The sequence below is a fragment of the Nonlabens sp. MIC269 genome (assembly GCF_001430865.1).
GTDB classification, from domain to species: Bacteria; Bacteroidota; Bacteroidia; order Flavobacteriales; family Flavobacteriaceae; genus Nonlabens; species Nonlabens tegetincola.
The window spans coordinates 288,095-311,990 of sequence record NZ_CP011373.1; the positions used below are offsets into that span (position 1 = coordinate 288,095).

Genomic DNA, 23,896 nt, shown 5'->3' on the forward strand with positions numbered 1-23,896 from the left:
TGCAAACACTTTTTATGGATGACCTGATTAAAATTACTGACGATTACGTATTGAATTTATTCAAGAAAAACCTAGACGAAAGGTATGTGTATCACAACTATACACATACTAAACGCGTAGTTAAAAGTATAAAGGAAATCATTGACAATTCCGAAATAGATGTTAAAGAAGCCCAGATACTTACTTTAGCAGCGTTACTTCACGATATAGGTTATACTCAAAGTGATGAAAATCATGAGGAAGTTGGTGCTGAAATGGCAGAGGCTTACCTGAAACAACATAACGTTGATCAGGCTATTATTGAACAAATTGTGACACTTATAAAAGTCACAAAGTGCGATAGATTACCTCAAAATAAATTAGAAGAAATTATTCTAGATGCCGACAGCTCGCATTTTGCCAAAGATTATTATAAAGAAACGAGCGAGTTATTAAAAAAGGAGTTAGAATTAAGAGGTCAATTATATACAAATAAAGAGTGGCGAGCAGAAAACATTAAGTTTTTTACACAGTTTCATAGATATTATAGTGATTACGCTATTAAAAATTGGAATAAATCAAAGAATGAAAACCTGCTTAGGCTACTTAAAAAGAAAAAGAAGAGTAAGAATAAAATTAAAAAGGAGCAGCTCAAGGTGGATTTGAAAAATCAATCTCCAGAAAGAGCTATCCAAACCCTTTTTAGAACGACGTTACGTAATCATATCAAATTATCTGATATAGCAGATACTAAAGCTAATATTCTATTATCAGTCAATGCCATTATTATATCTCTTGCACTGGCTAATATAATTCCGAAGCTAGACGCACCAACAAATAGACACTTGTTGTTTCCTACATTAATATTAATACTATTCTCTGTCGCGAGTATTATACTATCTATTATGAGTACGCGACCTAATGTTACATCAGGTGAGTTTACTGACGAACAAGTACGTAATAGAGAAGTGAATTTATTATTTTTTGGTAATTTTCATAAGGTCCCTTTTAAAAAATATAGAGAGGCCTTAATGGGTCTTTTAGATAATAAGGAAGAGGTCTATGAGAGCTTGCTTAAAGATTTATGGCTACTAGGTGTCGTTCTCAATAGAAAGTATACCTTATTAAGATGGACCTATACCATCTTCATGGTTGGAATTATCGTGAGCGTAATATCATTTGTGATTGCCTTTTACACTACTGATTTTCAACAAATTAGAACTGCAATTCCTTAATGAGATCGTTATAGGTAAGTGTAGTCTGACTGTCTGAAAAGTTATAGAGTACACTTACCCGTAATGCTTTTAATCCTGCAACTCCTTGAACATCTTCAAGCTCTAGCTTTTCTACTTTATCTTCAATAAGGTTGTTGTGTTTAAGGAAATCTATGTAACGTAAATACTCTCTTTCCATATCCTTACTCGCGTAAACAATAGCTATTTTACCACGTTGTGTAATACGCTCATTAGTTCCTTTGATTAAAGCCTTGTCTATTCGTTTTTTCACAACTTCATAACGAGCGTTGTATGAACCATCAACATCAAATCTTTTCTCATCTATTCGGTAGCGTATAGTAAGGGTATTCTCAAATGCCAGTATCATGGAAGCTGCTTCAATTTTTACAGGTAATTCCTTTTGAAGCTCGTAAAATTTGTTTTCAAGTTCCACAAGAACTTGTAGTTGCCATAGCCTTAAATTATACAGATATACTGGATTGAAGTCGTTTGCAGTGGTAATGCTATTACCTACGTAAATATTATGTTCTACTCCATCAGTCTTAAAACGTTCAAAGAAATGAGGATAGATGCGTTGTGCTTCTACTTGTCTTTTATCCAAAACACCAGCTACTGCATCATTCATAATTTGAACTGATTTATCATAATCAATTCTACGACTATGTTTTACATTTTCGTTAGGATCCAAGAAACTTTCATAAGTTTCAATCTGTTGTTTTATCTCTTGATTTATTTGTTTGAAGTGATTAAACACAGGATGAATTTCTTCTGCTAGAAATTTTATGATCTTTCTTTCTGTATTAGCATCTAGCTCTTTTTTTCTTAGCTCTTTGACGTATTTGTGTACTCGGTATTCAAGTTGTGCATAAAGTGGTAATGGTTGCTGCGCTTTCGCGAAAGCGAAAATATCTTCAACCTCTTCAAGTTGACTCAAAAGATCATCCTTGATCATTTTGTTACGCGTGTCACTACTACCTACAATGTCAATTTGACCATATAAAGGATAAACATCTTCAAACTTTAAATCTTCAAATTGTGCAGATCCACCATCGCTACGTGATTTAAGAATACGCCTGGCTTCATTTTCAAATTTCCATTTTACACTGTCATGAATGGAAGTACATTCTGTTTGAATTATGGCATTAATACTATTTTCGTATTCGCGTTCAGAGTTTAATAAAACCGCCTTAAGATAAGGAGCTACGGCATCTAACAAGCTTACATTGAAGTTGTTGAGTTCGTATTCCTTACCACTAACTAACTCTAAAATACCTAGTAAGCGATCGTTTTCATGAACAGGATAAAAGGTGGCACTTTTAATGCCATTATTCATAAGGTTTTCTGCAAGGAAAGTATTTTGAACTGTGTTCAAGTACTCTTCAACATCAGAAATGACTAATGGAGTGAAATCGTTGATTAAATTTTTATAAGCTCCTCTACATAAGGCATTTTCACAGTTCTTCTCATGACTTTGACCCAATAAATAACTTACTACATCACCGTACATTAATGTTTCAAATGATTTAGCGTAGTGATTAAAGCTTGTAAACCCAGCTCTTAAATCCTCAATTCCAAACATAGTTCGAAAAATTGATTCTACTTTATCATTTTGGGTATCACCCATTGATTTACCATTAAGGAAAATGGTTTTTAATTCTGAAATTGCATTATCTATGGTAACATCGGTAAGAGAAATGATTCCAAAACCTTCAAAAGAATATGCTTGCGGCGGAAAATATTCTTTCCAAAGTTCCATATTATCATGTTCTCTTAATAATTGAGCTATTTGTGTTTCACTCAACCTGTATTTCTCATCATTGAGACTAATCCTAACAAAATCGGCATTATAAGTAATGCGATAAGTTCTAAGTGCTCCCGATGCATTTTTAATACTTACTTGTAAGGGTTTGGAAAAATTTACAAATCTTCCGTAGAAAATTTTAAGGATCGCACCGCAAGCCATTCGGTATTTATCCTGGGAAAATGATTCCATGACATCAAATTTAAAATCATCACCAGCTTCCCTGATAATATTTTTAAATCTTGTAGTCAAATTGAAAATCTGATCCGAAAAAGGTACGGTTGCCGCTTTAATTTCATTTAAAGTCAATGCGGTAGGAAAAAGATCTGTAAGAACAGTATCTATATCGGATTCATAATGGGCGATCTTATCAATAGGTACCTCAGTATAAAGGGCTTCATTTTTCTCAACAAATTGAATTAATGAGGACAAATACAGCCTTTTGAAATTAGAAGTTTCTAACTCCAGTTTTTCTACATAAGTATCAAGCAAAGACTTAAAATTAAGTTTTATTTGAAAAAATTCCTTTTCCTCTTTCATTATTGCAAAGTTAACTTTTTTGCTAATCTAACTTGTGAGAATAGGATGATGTTTTAGATAAGTTTAACCCATGTTTTAACTTTGCTCTGTATATTGTGCCACTTAAAATAAAAAGATGAAGTTTTTATACAGTTTAATGATTGTAACCGTATTGGTAAGTTGTAACAAAGAAACTACCGATAAACATATGATAAATGGAAATGCTCCAGGTGTGTTAAATGGTATGAGAGTGTATTACGGTAAAGTAGGTGAAAATGGAAAGCAACAGTTTATAGATACAGCAGTCGTAATAAATGAAGAATTTCATTTTGATCCCGTTGATGAAGTGGAAAAACCGGAAATTCGTTTTTTAAATGTAGATGGTTCAAATGGAAGTATTGTTTATTTACATGATAATAATCCGGTAGAAGTTAAAGTGAATAAGGACTCTATATTTAGTAGTACTGTTAAGGGAAGTAAACTTAATGATCAGTTTAATACCTATAAAGCAATACAGGATGAATACCGAGCAGAGTCAAAAACCTTTAGTCAGCAGCGTTCTAATTTTCAAAGATCTGGTCAGTTAGAAGAATTAAACACGTTAATGCAACAATGGAAGGAAGAAGAAAAACTCTATGTTTCTCAAGCTAAAAAATATATTTCAGAAAATAAAAACACTCTATTAGGTCCTATAATTTTAGGTGACTTAATGAGTTCAAAATTAATCGATCCTATTGATGCAAGACAAGAATTCAATAAGTTCAGTGCAGATGTTCAACGTGAAGAACTTTCAATTAGGATTGATGATTATTTACGTAAAATAGAGTCTGTAGGAATTGGAAGAAAAGCACCTAACTTTGAAGGGAAGAATCCTGACGGTAAGGTCATAAAACTTGAAGAAGTAATTGCAAAAAATAAGGTTACACTTATCGATTTTTGGGCAAGTTGGTGTGGACCATGTCGTAGAGAAAATCCTAACATCGTAAATGCTTACCAAAAATATAAGGACAAAGGTTTTGGTATACTAGGAGTTTCTCTAGATAAACCAGGAGCTGAAGAACAGTGGAAACAAGCCATTGAAAAAGATAATCTAACGTGGGATCATATAAGTAGACTTCAATACTTTGGTCCTATTGCTAGACAATACAATGTTAATGCTATTCCTGCAGCTTTCTTATTGGATGAAAATGGAGTTATTGTGGCTAAAGATTTACGTGGCCAACAGTTGCACAATAAACTAGAAGAGCTATTGGGCTCTTAAACCTTATTCATTTTTATAAGAATTATTACGGCAATAATGGGTAACAGCATCGCTCCTACCACAAAAGGTCGATCGAGGATAATATTATAATCGTATAGAAGAGTAATAAGATAACCTGTAATGGCACCACCGATGTGCGCATCGTGTCCAATGTTATCGGCCTTGCGCTGCATTCCAATGATACTATAAATCATGTATCCTATTCCAAATATCCATCCTGGAATACCAAAATAAATACGCATTGATGGATCCAACAATATAGCGCTGTATATAATTCCAGAAACTGCGCCGCTTGCCCCTACAGCACTATAGGCATAATTATTTCTATTAATGATATAGCTCAAAAAACTACCACCTAACATACTAGCCAAATAGATAATTAAAAATTTAACGCTATTAAAAGAACCTATAACTTCATCGGCAAAAAAGAAAAGGGTAAACATATTAAAAAACAAATGCTGTAAATCTGCATGTAAAACACCACTTGTAAAAAACCTCCATTGTTCACCACGCTCTATTCCAGCAATATTAAATTTAAAGCGATCAAAGAAATACCGATCATTAAAAGCCTTAAAGCTGACCAATGATGTAACGCCAATAACAAATAAAGTGACTAAATCCATAGAATTCATTAAATCTTGAGAACGGACAAGATAGTATATTTGCTAAAAAATAACGCACATGCAAAACCTCTTATTCTATATAGCTTATGCATTAATTAGATTGGTATCTGTCTTACCATTTTGGCTGGTTTATAGATTAAGTGATTTCATTTATTTTATACTTTACTACATTATAAGATATCGCAAAGAGGTAACAAAGAGTAACATACGAACGGCCTTTCCTCACTTTGATGAAAAAGAAGTTACAAGAATCGCTAAAGCAAGTACTAGACACTTTTGTGATATTTTTATTGAGATGATGAAATCCTTACATATAAGTAAGGAAGAGATGCATAAAAGATTTACTTGTACAAATGCTGAGATGGTTAACGCTTTCGCGAAAGCGGACAAATCAATTGTAGCTTTATTTGGTCATGCAGGTAGCTATGAATGGTCCATGGTACTGGACGAGGTTTTAAATTTTAACGTGTATGCTATTTATAAGCCTATTAAGAATAAAAAATTTAATCAACTGATTACAGACATAAGAAAGAAATTTGGGTCTACCATGGTTCCAATGAGACATGCTACTCGAGTAATGTCTGAAAAGGCAGATAACGAGCGTTGTTTATTTGCGCTGGTAGCCGACCAAGCTCCAAAACGAGCAAGATCTCAATACTTTACCAATTTCTTCAACAAGCCTAGCGCTGTTTTCAGAGGTGGAGAACGCATTGCTGCCGAGCATGGTCTTCCTGTCTTTTTTCTTGCGATTAAAAAAATTAAAAGAGGTTATTATGAAACAACATTTCATAAAATTACGGACGACGCCTCCAAAGAACCAGAGTGGTTGGTAACGGATAAGTTTTTCTCTTTGCTAGAAGATCAAATAAAAATGCAACCAGAGTATTACCTCTGGTCGCATAAAAGATGGAAGACATCCCTTCAAGATGTTAAGCGTGACGTTGAGCTATCTCCTTCAATTCAGAGATAAATCTATCGGCTAACTTATCGGCAACTTCCTGTGATTGTGCTTCTGTATAAATACGTATAATAGGCTCAGTGTTTGACTTTCTCATATGTACCCAATTTTCTGGAAAATCAATTTTTACACCATCAATAGAGGTAATGTTTTCGTTTTGATAGTTGCTTTGAATTTCTTGTAAAATCGCATCTACTGGCATTCCTTTAGTCAGTTCAACTTTCTTTTTTGCCATAAAATAAGCTGGATAAGATGCTTTTAATTCACTTACAGTGCTTTCTTTACCTGATAACAAGGATAAAAACATAGCAATACCTACCAATGCATCACGGCCATAATGAGATTCTGGATAAATAATTCCACCGTTTCCTTCACCACCTATTACTGCGTTAACCTCTTTCATTTTAGTTACCACATTTACTTCACCTACTGCTGCTGCATGATACGTGCCACCATGTTTTTGAGTTATATCTCTTAATGCTCTTGAACTTGAAAGATTAGAAACAGTATCTCCCTTTTTCTCACTTAAGATGTAATCTGCACATGCCACAAGCGTGTATTCTTCACCAAACATTTCTCCTTTTTCATCCACAAATGCTAATCGGTCAACATCTGGATCCACGGTGATACCAAAGTCTGCATTATGTTCTACTACTGCAGCACATAATTCTGTCAAATGTTCTTTAAGAGGTTCTGGATTGTGAGGGAAATGCCCTGTAGGTTCACAGTACATTTCTATCACCTCAACTCCTAATTTCTTTAGTAATGCAGGAACTGCAATACCGCCAGTAGAGTTTACGGCATCTACTACTACTTTAAACTTTTTAGAAGCGATAGCATCAACCTTAGTTATTGGCATGTTAATCACTTCCTTTACATGAACATCAATGAAATTATCTACGCGTGTTACCGTACCTAGGTCGTCAACTTGTGCGTATTCAAAATCATCGGCAGCAGCAATATCCAATATTTTTTGCCCTTCAACTCCATCTAGGAACTCTCCTTTGCTATTAAGTAGTTTAAGAGCATTCCATTGTTTTGGGTTGTGACTTGCTGTTAGAATTATCCCACCATTTGCATTAAAGTGTGGTACAGCAATTTCTACCGTAGGAGTTGTACTTAAATCTAAATCTATAACATTACAACCACAACCGATAATTGTATTTTGCACCAAGGCTTGTATCATTGAACCGCTTAATCTAGCATCTCTTCCTATAACAACTGTAGGTGCATCAATTCCTGAATAGTCCTTTAACCACATAGCATAGGCGCTAGCAAATTTTACCGCATCTAGTGGTGTTAAATTATCTTCGGGTTTACCACCGATTGTTCCTCTGATTCCTGATATTGATTTTATTAACGTCATATTAAAGCCTTACATTTACTGCAAAAGTAAAGCTAGTCTATACGCTTTCAAAAATTGAACATGAATTATCTCGCACATATTTATTTATCAGGCGAAAATACTGAGCTAAGAATAGGGAATTTTATAGCAGATTCAGTGCGTGGTAAAAACTTTAAAATGTTTCCAAAAGAGGTTGCTGCTGGAATTATTCTACATAGACATATAGATACGTATACCGATACACACCCAATAGTTAAGGAAAGTAAATCACTTATTAGAGAACAGTATGGTCTTTGGAGCAGTGTAATTGTTGATTTATATTATGATCATTTTTTAGCGGCAAATTGGGAAGAATTTCACACTACACCTTTAGAGCAGTTTAGTCTAGAGTTTTATCGAGATCTTAAGGAATATTATCCAGTGCTACCACCGAAAGTTCAACGATTTTTACCTATTATGATGGAGCACAACTGGCTGTTACAGTACGCAACAATAGATGGTATTTCCAGTATATTCTATCAAATGAATAAACGCACAAAAGGAAAAAGTAAAATGAACTTTGCTCCTGTTGAACTTGAGGAACATTATGATCTTTTAAAATCTCATTTCTTTTCTTTTATGGAAGAATTAGAGAGTTTCACTCAAATGAAAATTCAAGAAGGATTGATAACAAAAAACCGCTCTTAAAGAGCGGTTTAATATTTATATTCTAACTAATACAATTATAGATTAGGAATTTTCAATTCTTGACCTGGATGAATCACATCTGGATTTTTAAGAACATCATCATTTGCAGCAAAAATTTGGTGATATTTCATTGGGTCACCGTAATAGTGTTTTGCAATCTTACTTAAAGACTCACCACTTTCTACTGTGTGATAAGCATATACAGACTCATCTGCAACTTTAATATCAGCCATTATATCAGATGGTGAATCACCACCTACTTTTTTAATCTCATCCCAAAGTAAGTTTTTTTCATACTGAGTTTTTGCAGTACCTCTTACTTCTAATTTGTCGCCGTTCACTTGTACGTCGCCGTTCTCGATATTTAGTTTTTCACCTAAATCTAGAACGCTTTGATATTTTTGCTTTACCATTTTAAATTCATTTTTAAATTAGAGATTGAAAGTTACAAAATAAAAAGTCGGACATAAAAAAGTTTTCTAAGAAACTTTAATTGTCGACTAACTACTCTTCTTTCATGGTGTGATACACATTGTTCACATCATCGTCCTCTTCTAACTTTTCTAATAACTTGTCTACATCTTCCCTTTGTTCTTCAGTAAGATCTTTTTGAACAGTTGGGATGTATTCAAAGTCGGAGCTAAGTATCTCTGCACCCATTTCTTCTAGAGCTTTCTGTATAGCACCATAATTTGCAAACTCTGCATAAATCATGATTCCATCTTGAGAGTTTTCATCTTCTTCATCGGCTTCATCTTTGAACAGCTCTTCGGCGCCAAAATCGATAAGCTCTAGTTCCAATTCTTCTAGGTCATAATCGGCAGCAGCAATTCTAAAATGACATTTGTGATCAAACATAAACTCAACACTTCCTGATACGCCTAAACTTCCATTACATTTATTGAAATAACTGCGCACATTGGCAACGGTTCTATTATTATTGTCTGTAGATGTTTCTACTAGAACAGCAATACCATGCGGTGCATATCCTTCAAATAGGACCGTATCAAAGTTTGCTGTATTCTTGTCAGTTGCTTTTTTAATTGCTCGTTCGATGTTTGCCTTAGGCATGTTCACCGATTTTGCATTTTGAATTACCGCTCTTAATCTAGAATTACTATCAGGATCGGGTCCACCTTCTTTAACTGCTATTACAATGTCCTTTCCTATTTTTGTAAAGGCTTTGGACATAGCACTCCAACGTTTCATTTTACGTGCCTTGCGAAATTCAAATGCTCTTCCCATATTATTTATTTAAATTATAGGTGTAAAAATAGTGGACTACTGTTTTACACGCAAAGTTTATTTATACTAGGTTTAATCTAATTAAAAGGCATAAAAAAACCGCTTCTCAATAAAGAAGCGGTGCCTTATATGTATGTAAATCTAAATTAAGATTCTAAGTTTTTTTTCTTAGCCTCTCTTTTCATCTTCATACGTTCCATTGTACTTCCAAAAATCCAGTAAGGAATAATTACTACTGTAAGTAGAATCATCAACCAGAATCCTATTGAAAGTATGATGAAAAATGCACCGAAACCTAAAAATTGATCAAATTCAAACATGTTCTTTAGTTTATTACTGCAAAGATAAGGGCTTTGTCTTAAAATAGAAAACTACACTTAAGATTTATAAACATTTTATTGTTGATAAACCTGGTGTTGATTCCGCTTTCGCGAAAGCGTAAATACTACCAACCTATACTTTACTGAAATCATTAACCTTACCTTATAAATAGAACTCTAATCAAGTTTTATATTTGTGCAAAATTCAACCCAATGGAATACAGAATAGAAAAAGATACTATGGGACCTGTTGAGGTACCAGCTGATAAATTATGGGGCGCACAAACCCAACGCTCTAGAATGAATTTTAAAATAGGTCCTGCAGGAAGCATGCCGTTAGAAATTGTATATGGATTTGCTTACTTAAAAAAAGCTGCCGCTTATGCAAACTGCGATCTAGGTGTACTAGCCGAAGATAAAAGGGATTTAATAGGTCAAGTATGTGATGAAATTCTAGAAGGTAAACATGATGATCAATTTCCGCTAGTTATCTGGCAAACTGGATCTGGTACTCAGTCTAATATGAATGTTAACGAGGTGGTTGCAAATAGAGCTCACCAACTCGCTGGAAAAACAATTGGTGAAGGAGAAAAAACTTTACAACCAAATGATGATGTAAATAAATCTCAATCATCAAACGATACATTCCCTACTGGTATGCATATAGCTTGCTACAAAAAGGTAGTTGAAAACACCATTCCAGGAATAAAACAATTGCGCAATACCCTGCATAATAAGTCTATCGAATTTGATAATGTAGTAAAAATAGGTCGTACCCATTTAATGGATGCTACACCTCTTACATTAGGTCAGGAATTTTCTGGTTACGTAAGTCAACTTGATCACGGAATAATCGCCCTTGAAAACACCTTAAAACATTTAAGTGAACTTGCCTTAGGAGGAACTGCTGTAGGTACTGGTTTAAACACTCCTAAAGGTTACGATGTTAAGGTAGCAGAGTACATTGCAGAATTTACTGGACTGCCGTTCATAACTGCAAAAAATAAATTTGAAGCTCTAGCAGCACACGATGCTCTTGTTGAAACACATGGTGCTTTAAAACAAATTGCCGTTTCATTGAATAAAATTGCAAACGACATAAGATTAATGGCATCTGGTCCTCGTAGTGGAATAGGTGAAATTATTATACCTGCAAATGAACCAGGAAGTTCAATAATGCCAGGAAAAGTAAACCCTACTCAATGTGAGGCCTTAACAATGGTTTGTGCACAAGTAATGGGTAATGATGTAACGGTTACCGTAGGTGGAACTCAAGGTCATTACGAACTTAATGTTTTTAAACCTGTTATGGCTGCTGCTGTTTTACAAAGTGCAACTTTAATCGGTGATGCCTGTAGAAGTTTTGATGAAAATTGTGCTAGCGGTATTGAACCTAATTATGATAGAATCAAAAATCTATTAGATAATTCGTTAATGCTTGTAACAGCTCTTAATACCAAAATAGGATATTATAAAGCTGCAGAAATAGCAAACAAGGCACACGAAGAAGGCACTACACTTAAAGCTGCTGCCTTATCCCTAGGTTATTTGACCGAAGAGGAGTTTAATGAATGGGTTAAACCAGAAGAAATGGTTGGTCACAGATAGATGACCTTATCCATATTAAAAAGCCGCTAGTTTTATTACTAGCGGCTTTTTATTTATCTATGCTAAAATTGGTTGGAATGTACCTGTCACGTCGTTTTACGAATAAAACCAAAAACAACTATATATAAGTAACAACAAATTGGTAATAACAAGGCCAGATTAAATCCTGAAAAATCAATAAGAGCTCCAAAACAAATCGGTATTATAGCTCCACCGGCAATAGCTGTACATAATATTCCTGATGCTTTGGCTTTTAAGTCACCTAATCCTTCAAGAGATAATGAAAAGATAGTCGGAAACATTATAGAATTAAACAGACCTACTAATAAGATCGTCCACATAGACCACAAACCATCGGTAACAATCGAAAGTAAAATCATAATTACTGCCGAAATTGCAAATCCTATTAAAACATAATGAGGTCGCCAGATACGCGTAAGAAAAGAACCTATAAATCGCCCTATCATAGCACCTGTCCAATAAAAGAAAACAAAGGCACCTACAACAGCCTTTGCATCCACAAGTGCTAGATCATTTTTCCCTAAAATGGTACTAGCGATTGTTTTCATAAAACTGCTTTTTTGAATATGTACAGGTAAATCATTTTCTATAAAATAATTAACCATATAACTACCCAAAGCAACCTCAGCACCTACATACACAAAAATTCCGACTGCTCCTAGCCATATAATAGGTTTAGATAATAATTGTGAATAGGTTCCTTTTTTCTCCTCATTTACTGCTGGTAGCTTTATAAAAATAAATCCTATTACTAATAAAAAAATGAAGCCTGCTACAAGTAAAAATGGACCTTGAACGGCTGTTGCTTCTCTTAGATAATATTCTTCTTTGGCTACATTTGATAAGGCGTCTATTTCTTTAGAGCTTAATATAGTGTCACTTAATAAGAATGCAGCACCTGTAATAGGTGCTATGGCAGTACCTAATGAATTAAAGGCTTGTGCTAGATTAAGTCTACTACTTGCACCTTTTTCAGGACCTAAAACAGCTACATAGGGATTTGCTGCTACCTGTAGAAAAGTTATTCCTGCTGCTAGCATAAAATAGGCCAGTAAGAATATGCCGAAAAGTCTGTATTCGCTTGCTGGATAAAAGAGCAAACAAGCCAAAGCCATGGTTGATAAGCCAATTATAACTCCTTTTTTATATCCTACCCTATCCAACATAAAACCAGCTGGAATAGAAAAAATGAAGTAAGCTATAAAAAAGGCAAATTGAACTAATCCAGCTTGAAAATAATTAAGCTCAAAAACATCCTTTAATCTAGGTACCAAACTATCTACTAGAACTGTAATAAAACCCCATAGAAAAAACAGAGTAGTTACAATGGCGAAGGTACTAGTGTATTTTTTATCTTGTGCCATATTATGACTTTTTGATATACGAGTCAGACTCTATTCTTGTATTCTTTTGATCTTTATACTCCATCATAGCAAATCCTGGATGAATACAGTAACTACCTGTTTCACCTTTCTTATTCATGGCTATGTAAGCAACTTGAAACTCTTTGTAACCGGAATTTTTAGAAACTACTCTTTGTACAGCTTCTTCACAAGCTTCTTGAGGTGATTTTCCTTGACGCATTAATTCAACGATAAGAAAACTTCCTACAGTTTTCATGATTTCTTCGCCCATACCTGTAGCCGCTGCACCACCTATTTCATTGTCAATAAACAACCCTGATCCTATTATAGGAGAATCTCCTACTCTACCTCGCATTTTATAAGATAATCCCGATGTTGTACATGCACCTGCAATATCACCGTTAGTATCCATACATAACATTCCTATGGTATCGTGATTTTCAATGTTAATGATAGGCTTGTATTCACTTGTTTTCAGCCATTCTCTATAGGCTCTTTCTGAATTTTCCGTAAGCAAATTTTCTGAGACAAACCCTTTTTCATAAGCTAATTCTTCGGCACCTTTTGCTGCTAGCATTACATGTGGAGTGTCCTCCATAACTACTTTGGCTAGTGCAGCAACATTAGTTATATTTTCCACACAAACTACTGCACCTGCATCTCCATTGCTGTTCATTACGCAAGCGTCTAGTGTGACATTTCCTTCACGGTCTGGTGCACCACCTTTACCAACTGTTGTATTTTTTACGTTCTCTTCTTCGACTGCTACACCTTTTATAGCCGCATCGAGTGCATTGTAACCATTCTCTAAAGCTAGTCCAGCGGTTTCATTGGCTTTGGTAAATCCCCAAGTGCATATTGATACAGGTTTTGTCGTGTTTTTCATTGTAGCTGTTTTTTTGGGTTCTACACAACTAAGAACAGTTGCTCCTAGAGATAAAGCGATACTACCTTGGACGCTTTGCTTTATAAATTTTCTTCGTTGCATAAAAGTAATGGTTGATTGTGATTAACTTTCTTTTATTTAATTGATGACTATTTCATCGGTAAAAATCCAAGCCTCACCATCATACGGATATCCTAAATGCCATTCTGGTAATTTACCATACGTAGTAGCTTTCATTTTTATATACCTCACTTTATTTAAACCAGGAGTTTCGTATCTAGGTCTATAAACGGCAGACTCTTCTTCTTTACCTGTTTCAGGTAACATTTTAAAAATCTTTTTTAGTAAGTTGTTATTCTCATCATAGAATTCAAAAGTCACATCTTTTGGGTAAAAAATCCAGCTGCGTTGATCCTTTAAAAATCCTGGTGAAATACTATTTATAGATCTTGATTCACCCAAATCAATGGTAACATCCAAATTTTCACCTTGAGTTCCTTGCCATGCTCCAGAGCGAAAATCCTCTGTTCCTTGCATGCCATTAATCAAGGCATCATTTCCACCAGCACTGTATTCATTGGCATAGCTGTGATTAAGTGTGATTTTAATATCGTTATCGTACTTATAAAATGTGGTAGTTACCGCTGGGCTGCTAGCACCATCTTTTTTAGAAATAACCGTTAGGTCTCCAGCATTATAAATGGTGATGGGTTTAGAATATTCTTTCCAGCTACTATCGCCCAGCATATAAAACATTTGTGCATTGGACTGTAAAGTGTTTAATTGAACCACGGTGCTATCGGTAAAAGCGATGGAGCCCTTTTCTAAAAAGGGTGCTGTAACTATGGGATACTCCTCAATTGCAGATTTTGGTCTGTTAGATTTTTCTACTGCCCAATCTGTAGGTTCTTTACTCATGGTAAATACTAGTGTTCCACCTCTGTTTATTTGTTCATGGGTGATGAATGATTGAGTGTGTGGTTGTAATTCCGCTTTCGCGAAAGCGTAATCAACACTGGCTATATACTTACCACTACCCTTTTTAATAATCGTCAATTTATTCCCATTTTCTAGATGAATGGTAGCTTTATCAAACAAAGGTGTCCCGATGATATAGTCATTACTTCCAGGTGTCACTGGATAAAAGCCCAGGCTGCTCAATACATACCACGCGCTCATTTGACCACAATCCTCATTTCCAGAAATACCGTCTGGTTCGTTTGTATAAAGCGTTGTCAAAATTTCGTGAACCTTTTCTTGCGTTTTATGTGGTTTACCTACAAAATTGTACAAATATGCCATGTGATGAGATGGTTCATTTCCATGAGCATATTGACCTATAAGCCCAGTAATATCAGCCTGATGTCTACCACTTGTTTCCATAGGCGCACTGAACATTTGATCCAGATGCTCTTCATAGGCCTCTTCGCCACCCATTAATACAATGTGACCCGAAATGTCTTGTGGTGCGTACAAGCTGTATTGCCATGCGTTTGCCTCAGTATAATTGAAATTTACCTCTTCTGGTTTAAAAGGTGAGAACCATGTATTACGCTGGCGACCTTGGAAAAATCCCGTAGCTGGATTGTATAAGTTTTTGTAATTCTGTGCGCGTTGTGTAAATAACTTATAGTCCTCAGTTTTTCCCAGATCTTTTGCAACCTGGGCTAGTGTCCAGTCATCGTAGGCATATTCCAGTGTTTTAGAAACACTCTCACTTTCTTGTTCTACTGGTATATAGCCTAAAGATTTATAGTGTTTTAGGCCTAGCTTGTCTTGCATAGCGCTGTGTCTCATGGCTTCATAGGCCTTATTCACATCATAGTCTTTAATCCCTTTCATGTAAGCATCTGCTATGATAGGAACACCGTGATATCCTATCATACAACCCGTGTAATTACCGCTTAAATCCCAGATAGGAAGAATACCGCCTTCGTCATATTTTGCCAGCATGGTACTTACAAAATCGTTAGTACGTTTTTCATCAATGATAGTGTACAATGGATGAGCAGCGCGATAGGTATCCCACATAGAGAAAACAGTGTAATAATTAAATTCATTTGATTGATGAATTTCTAAATCCATCCCGCGATAGCGACCATCAACATCTTGGTACAAATTAGGAGCAATCATTGTATGATACAATGAGGTGTAGAAATTGGTTAGATTATCTTCATTGTCATCTTCAACCACAATTTTTGAGAGTACTTTTTCCCATGTTTCATTGGCCAATTGCCTTATTTCGTCAAAGCTTTTATCGCCTATCTCGGTTTCAAGATTACGTCTAGCTCCAGCTTCATCTACTGGGCTAATTCCTATTTTGATAGTGATGGGTTCGTTGTTTGGATTGTCGAATTCAAGAGCCATCACCTTAGGCGTTACTTCATAATCAGTATTCCAATTCTTAATAGGATGCGACGTTTTCATATAAAAAAACAACATTTGTTTTGCCGCCCATGCACTAGAAAATCGTTTTCCTTGTATTTCTGTGTTTGAAAGAAATTGAATGTCGTGTTCTAGCAATTTATCGCGATGTAAAAGATCTAGAATGACATAATGGTTATCGGGTTGTTGATTTGATTCGCTTTCGCGAAAGCGATATTCATGTATTCCAGCACGTTCCGTCACAGTTAATCGCACATCAATATTTGTGTCGTCCAGGTGTACTTCATAATAACCAGGACTCGCTTTTTCATTGTCGTGAGAAAATGAAGAACGGTATCCTTCTTTACCATCGGTTTCATTGTTGAGTATAGGCTCACGCGTAGGCATCAATAAAATATCACCATAGTCGCTCACGCCGGTACCGCTTAAATGAGTATGAGAAAAACCATAGATTTTATCATCGCTGTAGTGATATCCACTACAACCATCCCATCCATCTAAACGAGTATCTGGTGATAATTGCATCATCCCAAACGGCATTGTTGCACCAGGATAAGTATGTCCATGACCACCAGTTCCTATAAACGGATTGACAAGTGAGGTAAGCTCTTTAGATTGATAAGCAGCAGAAATTGAAGTGGCGTCTTCTTTACAACATACAAACAATAAAGCAACGCCAAATAAGGTTATAAGTTTTTTCAAAGCTAGTTTTTGATATTGAATTGTTAAAGATAAAGAATATGCAACATAGCAAACTGTTTGATAATCACGGCAGACTGATTTGAAGCATCAAGCTTTTTTGCGTAATAAAGTTTAAATTTGATTAGTTATAAATTTGAGATTATGTCTACCACACCAGAACACGATGAACGCATTGCCAAATTAATTTTTGCTTCTGTTTATCCACATTATGTAACTAAAGTTGAAAAGAAAGGCAGGACTAAAGAAGAATTGCACGAAGTAATTCAATGGCTTACTGGCTATAGCGAAAAGGATATAGAAAATAAAATTGCAGAAAAAGTTACGTTTAAAGAGTTTTTTGAAAAAGCCACCATCAACCCTAATGCTGAGTTGATTAAAGGTGTTATTTGTGGATATCGTATTGAGGAAATTCAAACTCCACTTACAAAACAAACCAGATATTTAGACAAATTAGTAGACGAGCTGGCTAAAGGGCGTAAAATGGAAAAGATTTTAAGAGGATAATATATGATACTAAATAGATGTACCTATTTATGTATAATTCTCTTAAGTTTTATGTTATCATGCAAAAACAATGATTACAATAAGGAAGAAAATCCAAAAAAGGAAGAACTTGAACAACCAACTTCCGCTTATGTTGAAACGGTAAGGGAAATTGAATTTGATTCCGAATCAAAGGTTATACATTCGGTTGTAGCCTTATGTGACAATAAATATCAAGGTATTGCTCCTGTTCCTTCTTTTTTAGGTAACGGTCAAGAAACAAAGTCTAATCTCTATTGGGGTGCTTCTTATGGATTAAAAACCACGTTTAAGAAAAGCCTTGAGTGGAATTTACTACGAAGCGAATTTATAGATTCCGTTATATTAGAAAGACTAATTTTTAAACATAAGACTAAAAATTGTTATTTAATCGCCGATGCCTATAACGGTAGACATATTAAAAAAGCTACTGAATTCTTACTAGGAAGTGCTTCTGGAAAAATAAAAGATACTCTTGTTATCAATAATCAAACTATAGGAATAGCAGGAAATTCAGAATTGATAACGTATCAAGGTCATAATGGATTAATGGATTTTAATTTGGATAAAAATTATGAGACTTTAGATGGAAAAAATCGTGACATTATTATTCTTGCATGCTATAGTAAATATTATTTTGAACCAGCTCTTAAAGATTGCAAGGTTAATAATTTGATTTGGACGACTGGGTTAATGGCGCCAGAATCATATATTCTAGACTCTGCCATTAAAGGTTATTTAAATTCAGAATCAAACGATGAAATAACAAATCGAGCTGCTGAATCTTATAAAAAATATCAAAAGTGCAGTTTTAAAACTGCGAAAAAACTTTTAGTTTCCAATTAAACTAATGAATCTAAAACCTTTACTACTCTTTCATTATAAATTGATACCGTTAAGCTTATTCTTATCTGTATGTATTACTTTATTAGTAGGTAGTTGGAATAGTTTTGGTCAAATCGCGACCTTAGTAGGAGTTTCTACTCACTATGTTCAATATGAATATAGAAAACCAGAAGAATATGCTTTTTATTTTAATCTAGGATGGTCGCGTAAAAGATTGTGGTTATCTACAATCCTATTTTATTTAGTTATTGTTTTGTTGAATGTACTAGTATGGATAATATACTACAGGTAGATAGTGTTGAAAAATCTTTTGGTGATCAAAAATTATTATCCGACATCTATTTAGGTTGTAAAACTGGCCAAGTCGTCGCGGTAATTGGACGTAATGGCTCAGGTAAATCAACATTATTTAAAATTATTACTGGATTAGAAAAATCAGTTCATCCATTTGTTTCCATAAATGATCGCCCCATAAATAGTAGCTCTACTATCTCTAAATTCATTAATTACTTGCCGCAACATCATTTTTTACCCAATCAAATAAGAGTAAAAACCATTTTAAAATTGGTTAATTGTAATAGGTTGTTTAATCATAAGTTGATTCAACCTTTTTTAAATAACAAACCAAAAGATCTCTCTGGTGGACAATTAAGACTTATTGAGGTTTTAATAACTTTATACCAACCTAAAGCGTTTACCATTCTAGACGAGCCCTTTAATGGACTTAGTCCCTTGGTTATTGATGAAATATGCCTTTCCATCAATGAAATGAAAGCACGCAAAGGTTTTATACTTTCTGATCATCGATATGAAGACGTCCTCAAAGTTTCTGATCGTCTATTTTACCTGAATAATCGACACCTTAAAGAGATAAAATCCAATAAGGAATTAAAGGGATTATCTTATTTACCCGATTATCTAACAAATTAACAATTCTATAAAATACAGTTTACCTTAGTCTTTTTAACTTGAAATCAAAAATTTTATGCCTTACTTAGAAAAACTTACCGATCAAAAAGATCTAGATGCTAGTATTTATTTTGAAGATCAAGGAGATGGAGATCCTATTATACTTATACACGGCTGGCCATTGAGCGGTGCAATGTGGGAATACCAAGTTCCTGATTTAATAGAAGCCGGCTATAGAGTGATAACTTATGATCGTCGTGGTTTTGGCCGCAGTTCTAGGCCTTATAAAGGTTACGATTACAAAACGATGGCTAGCGATTTACATGATCTAATTGATCAACTTGAACTTGAAAAAGTCACCCTAGTTGGTTTTTCAATGGGTGGTGGTGAGCTAGCACAATACGTTGCCGATTATGGAACCGATAAAATCAATAAACTAATTTTTGTTGCCAGTATAGCACCGTTCCTACTTCAAACAGATGATAATCCAACTGGTGCTCCAGATGATGTTTTTAAAGGTATGGAGCAAAATGTGAAACAAGATCGATTAGGTTTCTTAAAAGAATTTGGTAAAGGATTTGTGAACTATAAGGACAACAAGGATCGCGTTTCTGAAGGTCAACTTAATTATAATTTCCAAATAGCATCTCAAGCAAGTCCTAAGGGAACGCTAGATTGTATAGGTGCTTTTGGACGTACTGATTTACGTGAGGCACTCAAAAAAGTTGATGTTCCTACCCTATTCATTCACGGAGGCGCAGATGAAATCGTTCCTATCGAGCCTAGTTCAAAACAAGGACATTCTTTAGTTAAGGACTCAAAATTAGAAATTATAGAAAACGCGCCACATGGTTTGTATGTGACCCATAAAGAAGAACTTAATAAGCTGCTTCTAAATTTTTTAGGCCAATAATAAGTGAGACTCATAATAAATAAAAAAAGCCGATACTTTAAAAAGTATCGGCTTTTGTCTTATCTAATAATCAGGTTATTCCTTGTGCATAAAAGCTTGTTTAGCTTTTAATTCCTCTTCAGTTTCTACAATGTCCTCATCTGGAACACAACAATCCACAGGACAAACTGCAGCACATTGAGGTTCTTCATGAAAACCTACACACTCTGTACACTTATCAGGAACAATATAATAGAACTCATCGCTCACAGGCTCTTGAGTTTCATTTGCATCTACTTCTTTACCGTTAGGTAAAACAATTTGCCCATCCAGGTCGGTACCATCAGCATAGCGCCAGTCATCTGCAGCCTCGTAAATAGCTGTATTTGGACATTCCGGTTCACAAGCGCCGCAATTAATACATTCGTCAGTAATTATGATTGCCATAGCTTTTCTTTACTTTTGCACAAAAATAATGCCCATTGAAATCACTGGCAATTAATACCACGTTAAATGATAGAATTTCCGCTTTCGCGAAAGCGGGACAACTACTATCCTCTTTTTTACAACCCGATCCAAACATTGAATCCTCAAATTCTTGGAATCAACGCATAGAAGAAAGTTTGCAGCAGGCTGAAAGAAAAAACAGCTGGTTCACAAGAGAAAACTTAATTCATGCTATTACCCAATGGTCACAAGCTCTATTACCTGAAAATCTTGAAAAATGGACCAATGGATACGATTTAAAAAAGGTTAACGGTAAAAGAGTAGCCATTATAACAGCCGGTAATATTCCACTTGTTGGATTTCACGATGTTTTATCTGTAATAATAAGTGGTCATCATGCTATCATTAAAAATAGCAGTAATGATGATGTGCTTATACCTTTAATATTGGATATGGCATCTACATATAAGGAAGACTTAGTTAGCTCGTATAGTTTTGTAAAAGGACAATTACCAGAATACGATGCTGTTATTGCGACAGGAAGCAATAATACATCGAGGTATTTTGAATATTATTTTAAAGGGAAACCGCACATCATAAGAAAAAACCGTAATAGTATAGCGGTAATAACAGGAAAAGAAACTTTAGAGGATATGGAAGCGCTGAGTGAAGATGTCTTCAGATACTTCGGCCTAGGTTGTCGTAGCGTAAGCCATCTTAAAGTTCCTAGAGGTTACAACTTTGATTTGTTTTTTAATGGCATGTATAAACAGCGTAATTTAATCAAGTTTGAAAAGTACACGAATAATTATGATTACAACAAGGCTGTTTACTTAATGAGTGAATTTGATTTACTTGATAATGAGTTTCTATTAATTAAGGAAGAGAATAAAAGTTTCTCATCGCCTATTGCTTCTTTAGGGTACAGCTATTACGATAATCTTGAACAGGTTGCCAAAGAAATTAGTCAGAAAGCAGAAAGTTTGCAATGTGTGGTTATTAATGATGTAGATCGTGAAAAACTAGCTCCTAATTTTAAAGATCTAGCGGCACCACAATTCGTTAATTTTGGTCAAACCCAGTGTCCTACTTTAAATGATTACGCTGATGGTGTAGACACTATATCGTTTTTGTTGACATTATCTTAAAATCTTATTGGAATTATAACAAGTTTAAACGCTTTGTTTTGCATTTTTGTGTGGTACATTCAAAAACACCATTATGCTTAAGCACAATTTTAGCGCAGGACCTTGTATTTTACCTCAAGAAGTTTTCAAAAAAGCAGCTGCAGCTGTTCTTAATTTTAACGATTTAAGTATTCTAGAAATTTCTCACCGTAGCAAGGATTTTGTTGAGGTGATGGAAAAGGCTCAAAATTTAGCACTAGAACACCTAGATCTTACCGATAAAGGTTATAAAGCACTCTTTTTAGGTGGTGGCGCAAGTATGCAGTTTTTAATGGTTGCCTATAACTTACTTGAAAGTAAAGCTGCTTATTTAAACACTGGTACATGGTCTACTAAGGCGATTAAGGAAGCAAAATTATTTGGTGATGTGATTGAAGTTGCTTCTTCTAAGGATCAAAATTTCAATTATATACCAAAAGGATACACAGTACCTAGTGATGTTGATTACTTTCATTTTCAAACTAACAATACCATTTTTGGAACTCAGTTAAAGGACGACCCAACTGTAAGTGTTCCTATGGTATGTGATATGAGTAGTGATATTTTTTCACGTAAGCGAGATTTTTCTAAATACGATCTTATTTATGCCGGTGCACAAAAAAATATGGGTCCAGCTGGTACTACTCTTATTGTGGTGAAAGAAGACATATTAGGAAAGGTGTCACGCAGCATTCCTTCCATGCTAGATTATCAAGTCCATATAAGTAAAGACTCTATGTTCAACACACCACCAGTGTTTCCTATCTATGTGAGTATGTTGACGATGGAATGGTTAAAAGATAATGGAGGAATTGAATGGATTGAAAAAATTAATAATGAAAAAGCAGCATTAGTTTATGATGAGATTGATCGCAATGAACTTTTTGAAGGGTTTGTAGCAAATAAAGAAGACAGATCTATGATGAATCTTACCTTTAACTTAGTGAACGAGGATCATAAAGACACCTTCAATACAATGTGGCAAGAAGCAGGGATAAATGGATTGAATGGTCACAGATCTGTAGGTGGTTATAGAGCAAGTATGTATAACGCTCTTACTTTAGAGAGCGCTCAGACTCTAGTAGATGTAATGAAAGAATTAGAACGTAAAGCATAATTAGTCCCAATAATTGAACAAATAAATTAAGAATGAGCAAAAAAGTATTAGCTAACGACGGTATCTCTCAAAGCGGAATTAACGAATTAGAAAAAGCTGGCTATGAGGTGATCACAACAAATGTAGCTCAAGACCAATTAGTTAACTACATCAATAATAATGATGTAAGTGTTATATTGGTGCGTAGTGCGACTAAAGTACGTAAAGATATTATTGATAATTGTCCAAGCCTTAAAATTATAGGCCGTGGTGGCGTAGGAATGGATAATATCGATGTGGAGTATGCACGTGATAAAGGACTTAAGGTGATTAATACACCAGCTGCAAGTAGCGCTAGTGTTGCCGAACTTGTTTTTGCACACTTATACGGTGGTGTACGTTTTCTTTATGATGCAAATCGTAACATGCCGTTAGAAGGTGATGAAAATTTCAAAGGGCTTAAAAAACAATATGCCAAAGGTGTAGAATTACGCGGAAAAACGATTGGAATAATCGGTTTAGGTCGTATAGGTCAAGAAGTTGCAAAAATTGCAGCAGGAATAGGAATGAATGTTGTAGGATATGATCATAATGCTACAACAAATCCAAAAGTAAGCTGGGACCTTTTTGATGGGCAATCTGTTACCGTAGAAATTCCGTTGTTAGAGAAAGAAGATGTTATTAAGAATGCGGACTTTATAACTCTTCACGTGCCAGCTCAATCGGAATATGTTTTAGGAACTAAAGAATTTCAAATGATGAAAAAAGGAGCGGCTGTGGTAAATGCTGCTCGTGGTGGTGTTTTAGATGAAGTAGCTCTTGTAGAAGCTTTAGAAAACGAGCACTTGTCTTTTGCGGCATTAGATGTTTTTGAAAAAGAACCTAAACCAGAGGTGCAATTACTTATGAATAGTAAACTATCATTAAGTCCCCATATTGGTGCTGCTACTAATGAAGCTCAAGACCGAATAGGAGTTGAACTTGCTGATCAAATTAAAGCAATATTAGGATAATAATATATCTAATAACAAATAAAAACCCCATTCATAGTAGCTTTATGAATGGGGTTTTCTTCTAGA

General features: G+C 34.9%; 23 protein-coding genes. 13 read left to right on the plus strand and 10 right to left on the minus strand.

Annotation, left to right across the window (positions count from 1 at the left end; genetic code table 11):
• Window positions 1-14 precede the first annotated feature (14 nt).
• Window positions 15-1,214 (plus strand): Pycsar system effector family protein, encoded by a 1,200-nt coding sequence (locus AAT17_RS01370; RefSeq protein WP_042278761.1) that lies wholly within the window; start codon window positions 15-17, stop codon window positions 1,212-1,214.
• Here the strand turns inward: AAT17_RS01370 and AAT17_RS01375 are convergent.
• Complete coding sequence (locus AAT17_RS01375) at window positions 1,195-3,555, minus strand: GAF domain-containing protein (RefSeq protein WP_060522576.1); 2,361 nt, start codon at window positions 3,553-3,555, stop codon at window positions 1,195-1,197. The two genes, AAT17_RS01370 and AAT17_RS01375, sit on opposite strands and share 20 nt — an antisense overlap.
• A gap of 115 nt (window positions 3,556-3,670) precedes the next feature.
• On the opposite strand from AAT17_RS01375, the gene AAT17_RS01380 reads away from it, so the two are divergent.
• Entirely contained in the window at window positions 3,671-4,795 is a 1,125-nt protein-coding gene (locus AAT17_RS01380) for a TlpA disulfide reductase family protein (RefSeq protein WP_060522577.1), read from the plus strand.
• Here the strand turns inward: AAT17_RS01380 and AAT17_RS01385 are convergent.
• A complete protein-coding gene (locus AAT17_RS01385; protein ID WP_367379283.1) occupies window positions 4,792-5,418 on the minus strand; it encodes a rhomboid family intramembrane serine protease in 627 nt (208 codons plus the stop codon). The two genes, AAT17_RS01380 and AAT17_RS01385, sit on opposite strands and share 4 nt — an antisense overlap.
• 58 nt (window positions 5,419-5,476) lie before the next feature.
• Between AAT17_RS01385 and AAT17_RS01390 the strand changes: the two genes are divergently transcribed.
• A complete protein-coding gene (locus tag AAT17_RS01390) occupies window positions 5,477-6,388 on the plus strand; it encodes a lysophospholipid acyltransferase family protein (protein WP_082586872.1) in 912 nt (303 codons plus the stop codon).
• Here the strand turns inward: AAT17_RS01390 and glmM are convergent.
• The gene (gene glmM / locus AAT17_RS01395; RefSeq protein WP_060522578.1) at window positions 6,348-7,742 is read right to left on the minus strand and encodes a phosphoglucosamine mutase; all 1,395 of its coding nucleotides are present in this window, start codon (window positions 7,740-7,742) and stop codon (window positions 6,348-6,350) included. The two genes, AAT17_RS01390 and glmM, sit on opposite strands and share 41 nt — an antisense overlap.
• A 60-nt stretch (window positions 7,743-7,802) precedes the next feature.
• Here glmM and AAT17_RS01400 point away from each other — a divergent pair, with 60 nt between their 5' ends.
• Complete coding sequence (locus AAT17_RS01400) at window positions 7,803-8,408, plus strand: ACP phosphodiesterase (protein ID WP_060522579.1); 606 nt, start codon at window positions 7,803-7,805, stop codon at window positions 8,406-8,408.
• Window positions 8,409-8,443: 35 nt separating this feature from the next.
• Here AAT17_RS01400 and AAT17_RS01405 read toward each other — a convergent pair whose 3' ends face one another.
• The 3 genes from AAT17_RS01405 to AAT17_RS13385 form a co-directional block, all read right to left on the minus strand.
• Complete coding sequence (locus AAT17_RS01405) at window positions 8,444-8,821, minus strand: LysM peptidoglycan-binding domain-containing protein (RefSeq protein WP_042278678.1); 378 nt, start codon at window positions 8,819-8,821, stop codon at window positions 8,444-8,446.
• 91 nt (window positions 8,822-8,912) lie between these two features.
• On the minus strand, window positions 8,913-9,653 hold the full coding sequence (locus AAT17_RS01410) for a YebC/PmpR family DNA-binding transcriptional regulator (RefSeq protein WP_060522580.1): 741 nt from the start codon (window positions 9,651-9,653) through the stop codon (window positions 8,913-8,915).
• A 146-nt stretch (window positions 9,654-9,799) separates the two neighbouring features.
• Complete coding sequence (locus tag AAT17_RS13385; protein WP_167341914.1) at window positions 9,800-9,973, minus strand: hypothetical protein; 174 nt, start codon at window positions 9,971-9,973, stop codon at window positions 9,800-9,802.
• A 213-nt stretch (window positions 9,974-10,186) separates the two neighbouring features.
• On the opposite strand from AAT17_RS13385, the gene fumC reads away from it, so the two are divergent.
• Window positions 10,187-11,581 (plus strand): class II fumarate hydratase, encoded by a 1,395-nt coding sequence (gene fumC / locus AAT17_RS01415; protein WP_060522581.1) that lies wholly within the window; start codon window positions 10,187-10,189, stop codon window positions 11,579-11,581.
• Between the two features lie 86 nt (window positions 11,582-11,667).
• Here fumC and AAT17_RS01420 read toward each other — a convergent pair whose 3' ends face one another.
• Genes AAT17_RS01420 through AAT17_RS01430 form a run of 3 tightly spaced genes read right to left on the minus strand, consistent with a single transcriptional unit; the run spans window position 11,668 to window position 16,939 of the window.
• Window positions 11,668-12,966, minus strand: a complete 1,299-nt coding sequence (locus AAT17_RS01420) for a sugar MFS transporter (RefSeq protein ID WP_060522582.1) — start codon at window positions 12,964-12,966, stop codon at window positions 11,668-11,670.
• A 1-nt stretch (window position 12,967) separates the two neighbouring features.
• Window positions 12,968-13,954 (minus strand): isoaspartyl peptidase/L-asparaginase family protein, encoded by a 987-nt coding sequence (locus AAT17_RS01425; RefSeq protein ID WP_060522583.1) that lies wholly within the window; start codon window positions 13,952-13,954, stop codon window positions 12,968-12,970.
• Window positions 13,955-13,990: 36 nt separating this feature from the next.
• Entirely contained in the window at window positions 13,991-16,939 is a 2,949-nt protein-coding gene (locus tag AAT17_RS01430) for a GH92 family glycosyl hydrolase (protein ID WP_060522584.1), read from the minus strand.
• Window positions 16,940-17,080: 141 nt separating this feature from the next.
• On the opposite strand from AAT17_RS01430, the gene AAT17_RS01435 reads away from it, so the two are divergent.
• The 5 genes from AAT17_RS01435 to AAT17_RS01455 are packed head-to-tail and all read left to right on the plus strand — an operon-like array spanning window position 17,081 to window position 20,129.
• Entirely contained in the window at window positions 17,081-17,443 is a 363-nt protein-coding gene (locus AAT17_RS01435) for a DUF2200 domain-containing protein (RefSeq protein ID WP_060522585.1), read from the plus strand.
• Window positions 17,444-17,494: 51 nt separating this feature from the next.
• On the plus strand, window positions 17,495-18,307 hold the full coding sequence (locus AAT17_RS01440) for a hypothetical protein (protein WP_253279779.1): 813 nt from the start codon (window positions 17,495-17,497) through the stop codon (window positions 18,305-18,307).
• Window positions 18,308-18,311: 4 nt separating this feature from the next.
• Window positions 18,312-18,599 carry a hypothetical protein gene (locus tag AAT17_RS01445; RefSeq protein ID WP_085774614.1) on the plus strand — a complete coding sequence of 96 codons (288 nt, stop codon included), beginning with the start codon at window positions 18,312-18,314 and terminating at the stop codon, window positions 18,597-18,599.
• Window positions 18,578-19,237 carry an ATP-binding cassette domain-containing protein gene (locus AAT17_RS01450; protein ID WP_060522587.1) on the plus strand — a complete coding sequence of 220 codons (660 nt, stop codon included), beginning with the start codon at window positions 18,578-18,580 and terminating at the stop codon, window positions 19,235-19,237. Before AAT17_RS01445 ends, AAT17_RS01450 begins: the two co-directional genes overlap by 22 nt.
• A gap of 55 nt (window positions 19,238-19,292) precedes the next feature.
• The gene (locus AAT17_RS01455; protein ID WP_060522588.1) at window positions 19,293-20,129 is read left to right on the plus strand and encodes an alpha/beta fold hydrolase; all 837 of its coding nucleotides are present in this window, start codon (window positions 19,293-19,295) and stop codon (window positions 20,127-20,129) included.
• Window positions 20,130-20,204: 75 nt separating this feature from the next.
• Here AAT17_RS01455 and AAT17_RS01460 read toward each other — a convergent pair whose 3' ends face one another.
• Complete coding sequence (locus tag AAT17_RS01460; RefSeq protein ID WP_042278672.1) at window positions 20,205-20,555, minus strand: 4Fe-4S dicluster domain-containing protein; 351 nt, start codon at window positions 20,553-20,555, stop codon at window positions 20,205-20,207.
• A gap of 35 nt (window positions 20,556-20,590) precedes the next feature.
• Between AAT17_RS01460 and AAT17_RS01465 the strand changes: the two genes are divergently transcribed.
• The 3 genes from AAT17_RS01465 to AAT17_RS01475 all read left to right on the plus strand — a co-directional run bounded on the left by AAT17_RS01465 (window position 20,591) and on the right by AAT17_RS01475 (window position 23,830).
• Window positions 20,591-21,703, plus strand: a complete 1,113-nt coding sequence (locus AAT17_RS01465; RefSeq protein ID WP_060522589.1) for an acyl-CoA reductase — start codon at window positions 20,591-20,593, stop codon at window positions 21,701-21,703.
• Window positions 21,704-21,776: 73 nt separating this feature from the next.
• Window positions 21,777-22,838 (plus strand): 3-phosphoserine/phosphohydroxythreonine transaminase, encoded by a 1,062-nt coding sequence (gene serC, locus AAT17_RS01470; protein ID WP_060522590.1) that lies wholly within the window; start codon window positions 21,777-21,779, stop codon window positions 22,836-22,838.
• Window positions 22,839-22,870: 32 nt separating this feature from the next.
• The gene (locus AAT17_RS01475) at window positions 22,871-23,830 is read left to right on the plus strand and encodes a D-2-hydroxyacid dehydrogenase (protein ID WP_042278669.1); all 960 of its coding nucleotides are present in this window, start codon (window positions 22,871-22,873) and stop codon (window positions 23,828-23,830) included.
• Window positions 23,831-23,896: the final 66 nt, after the last annotated feature.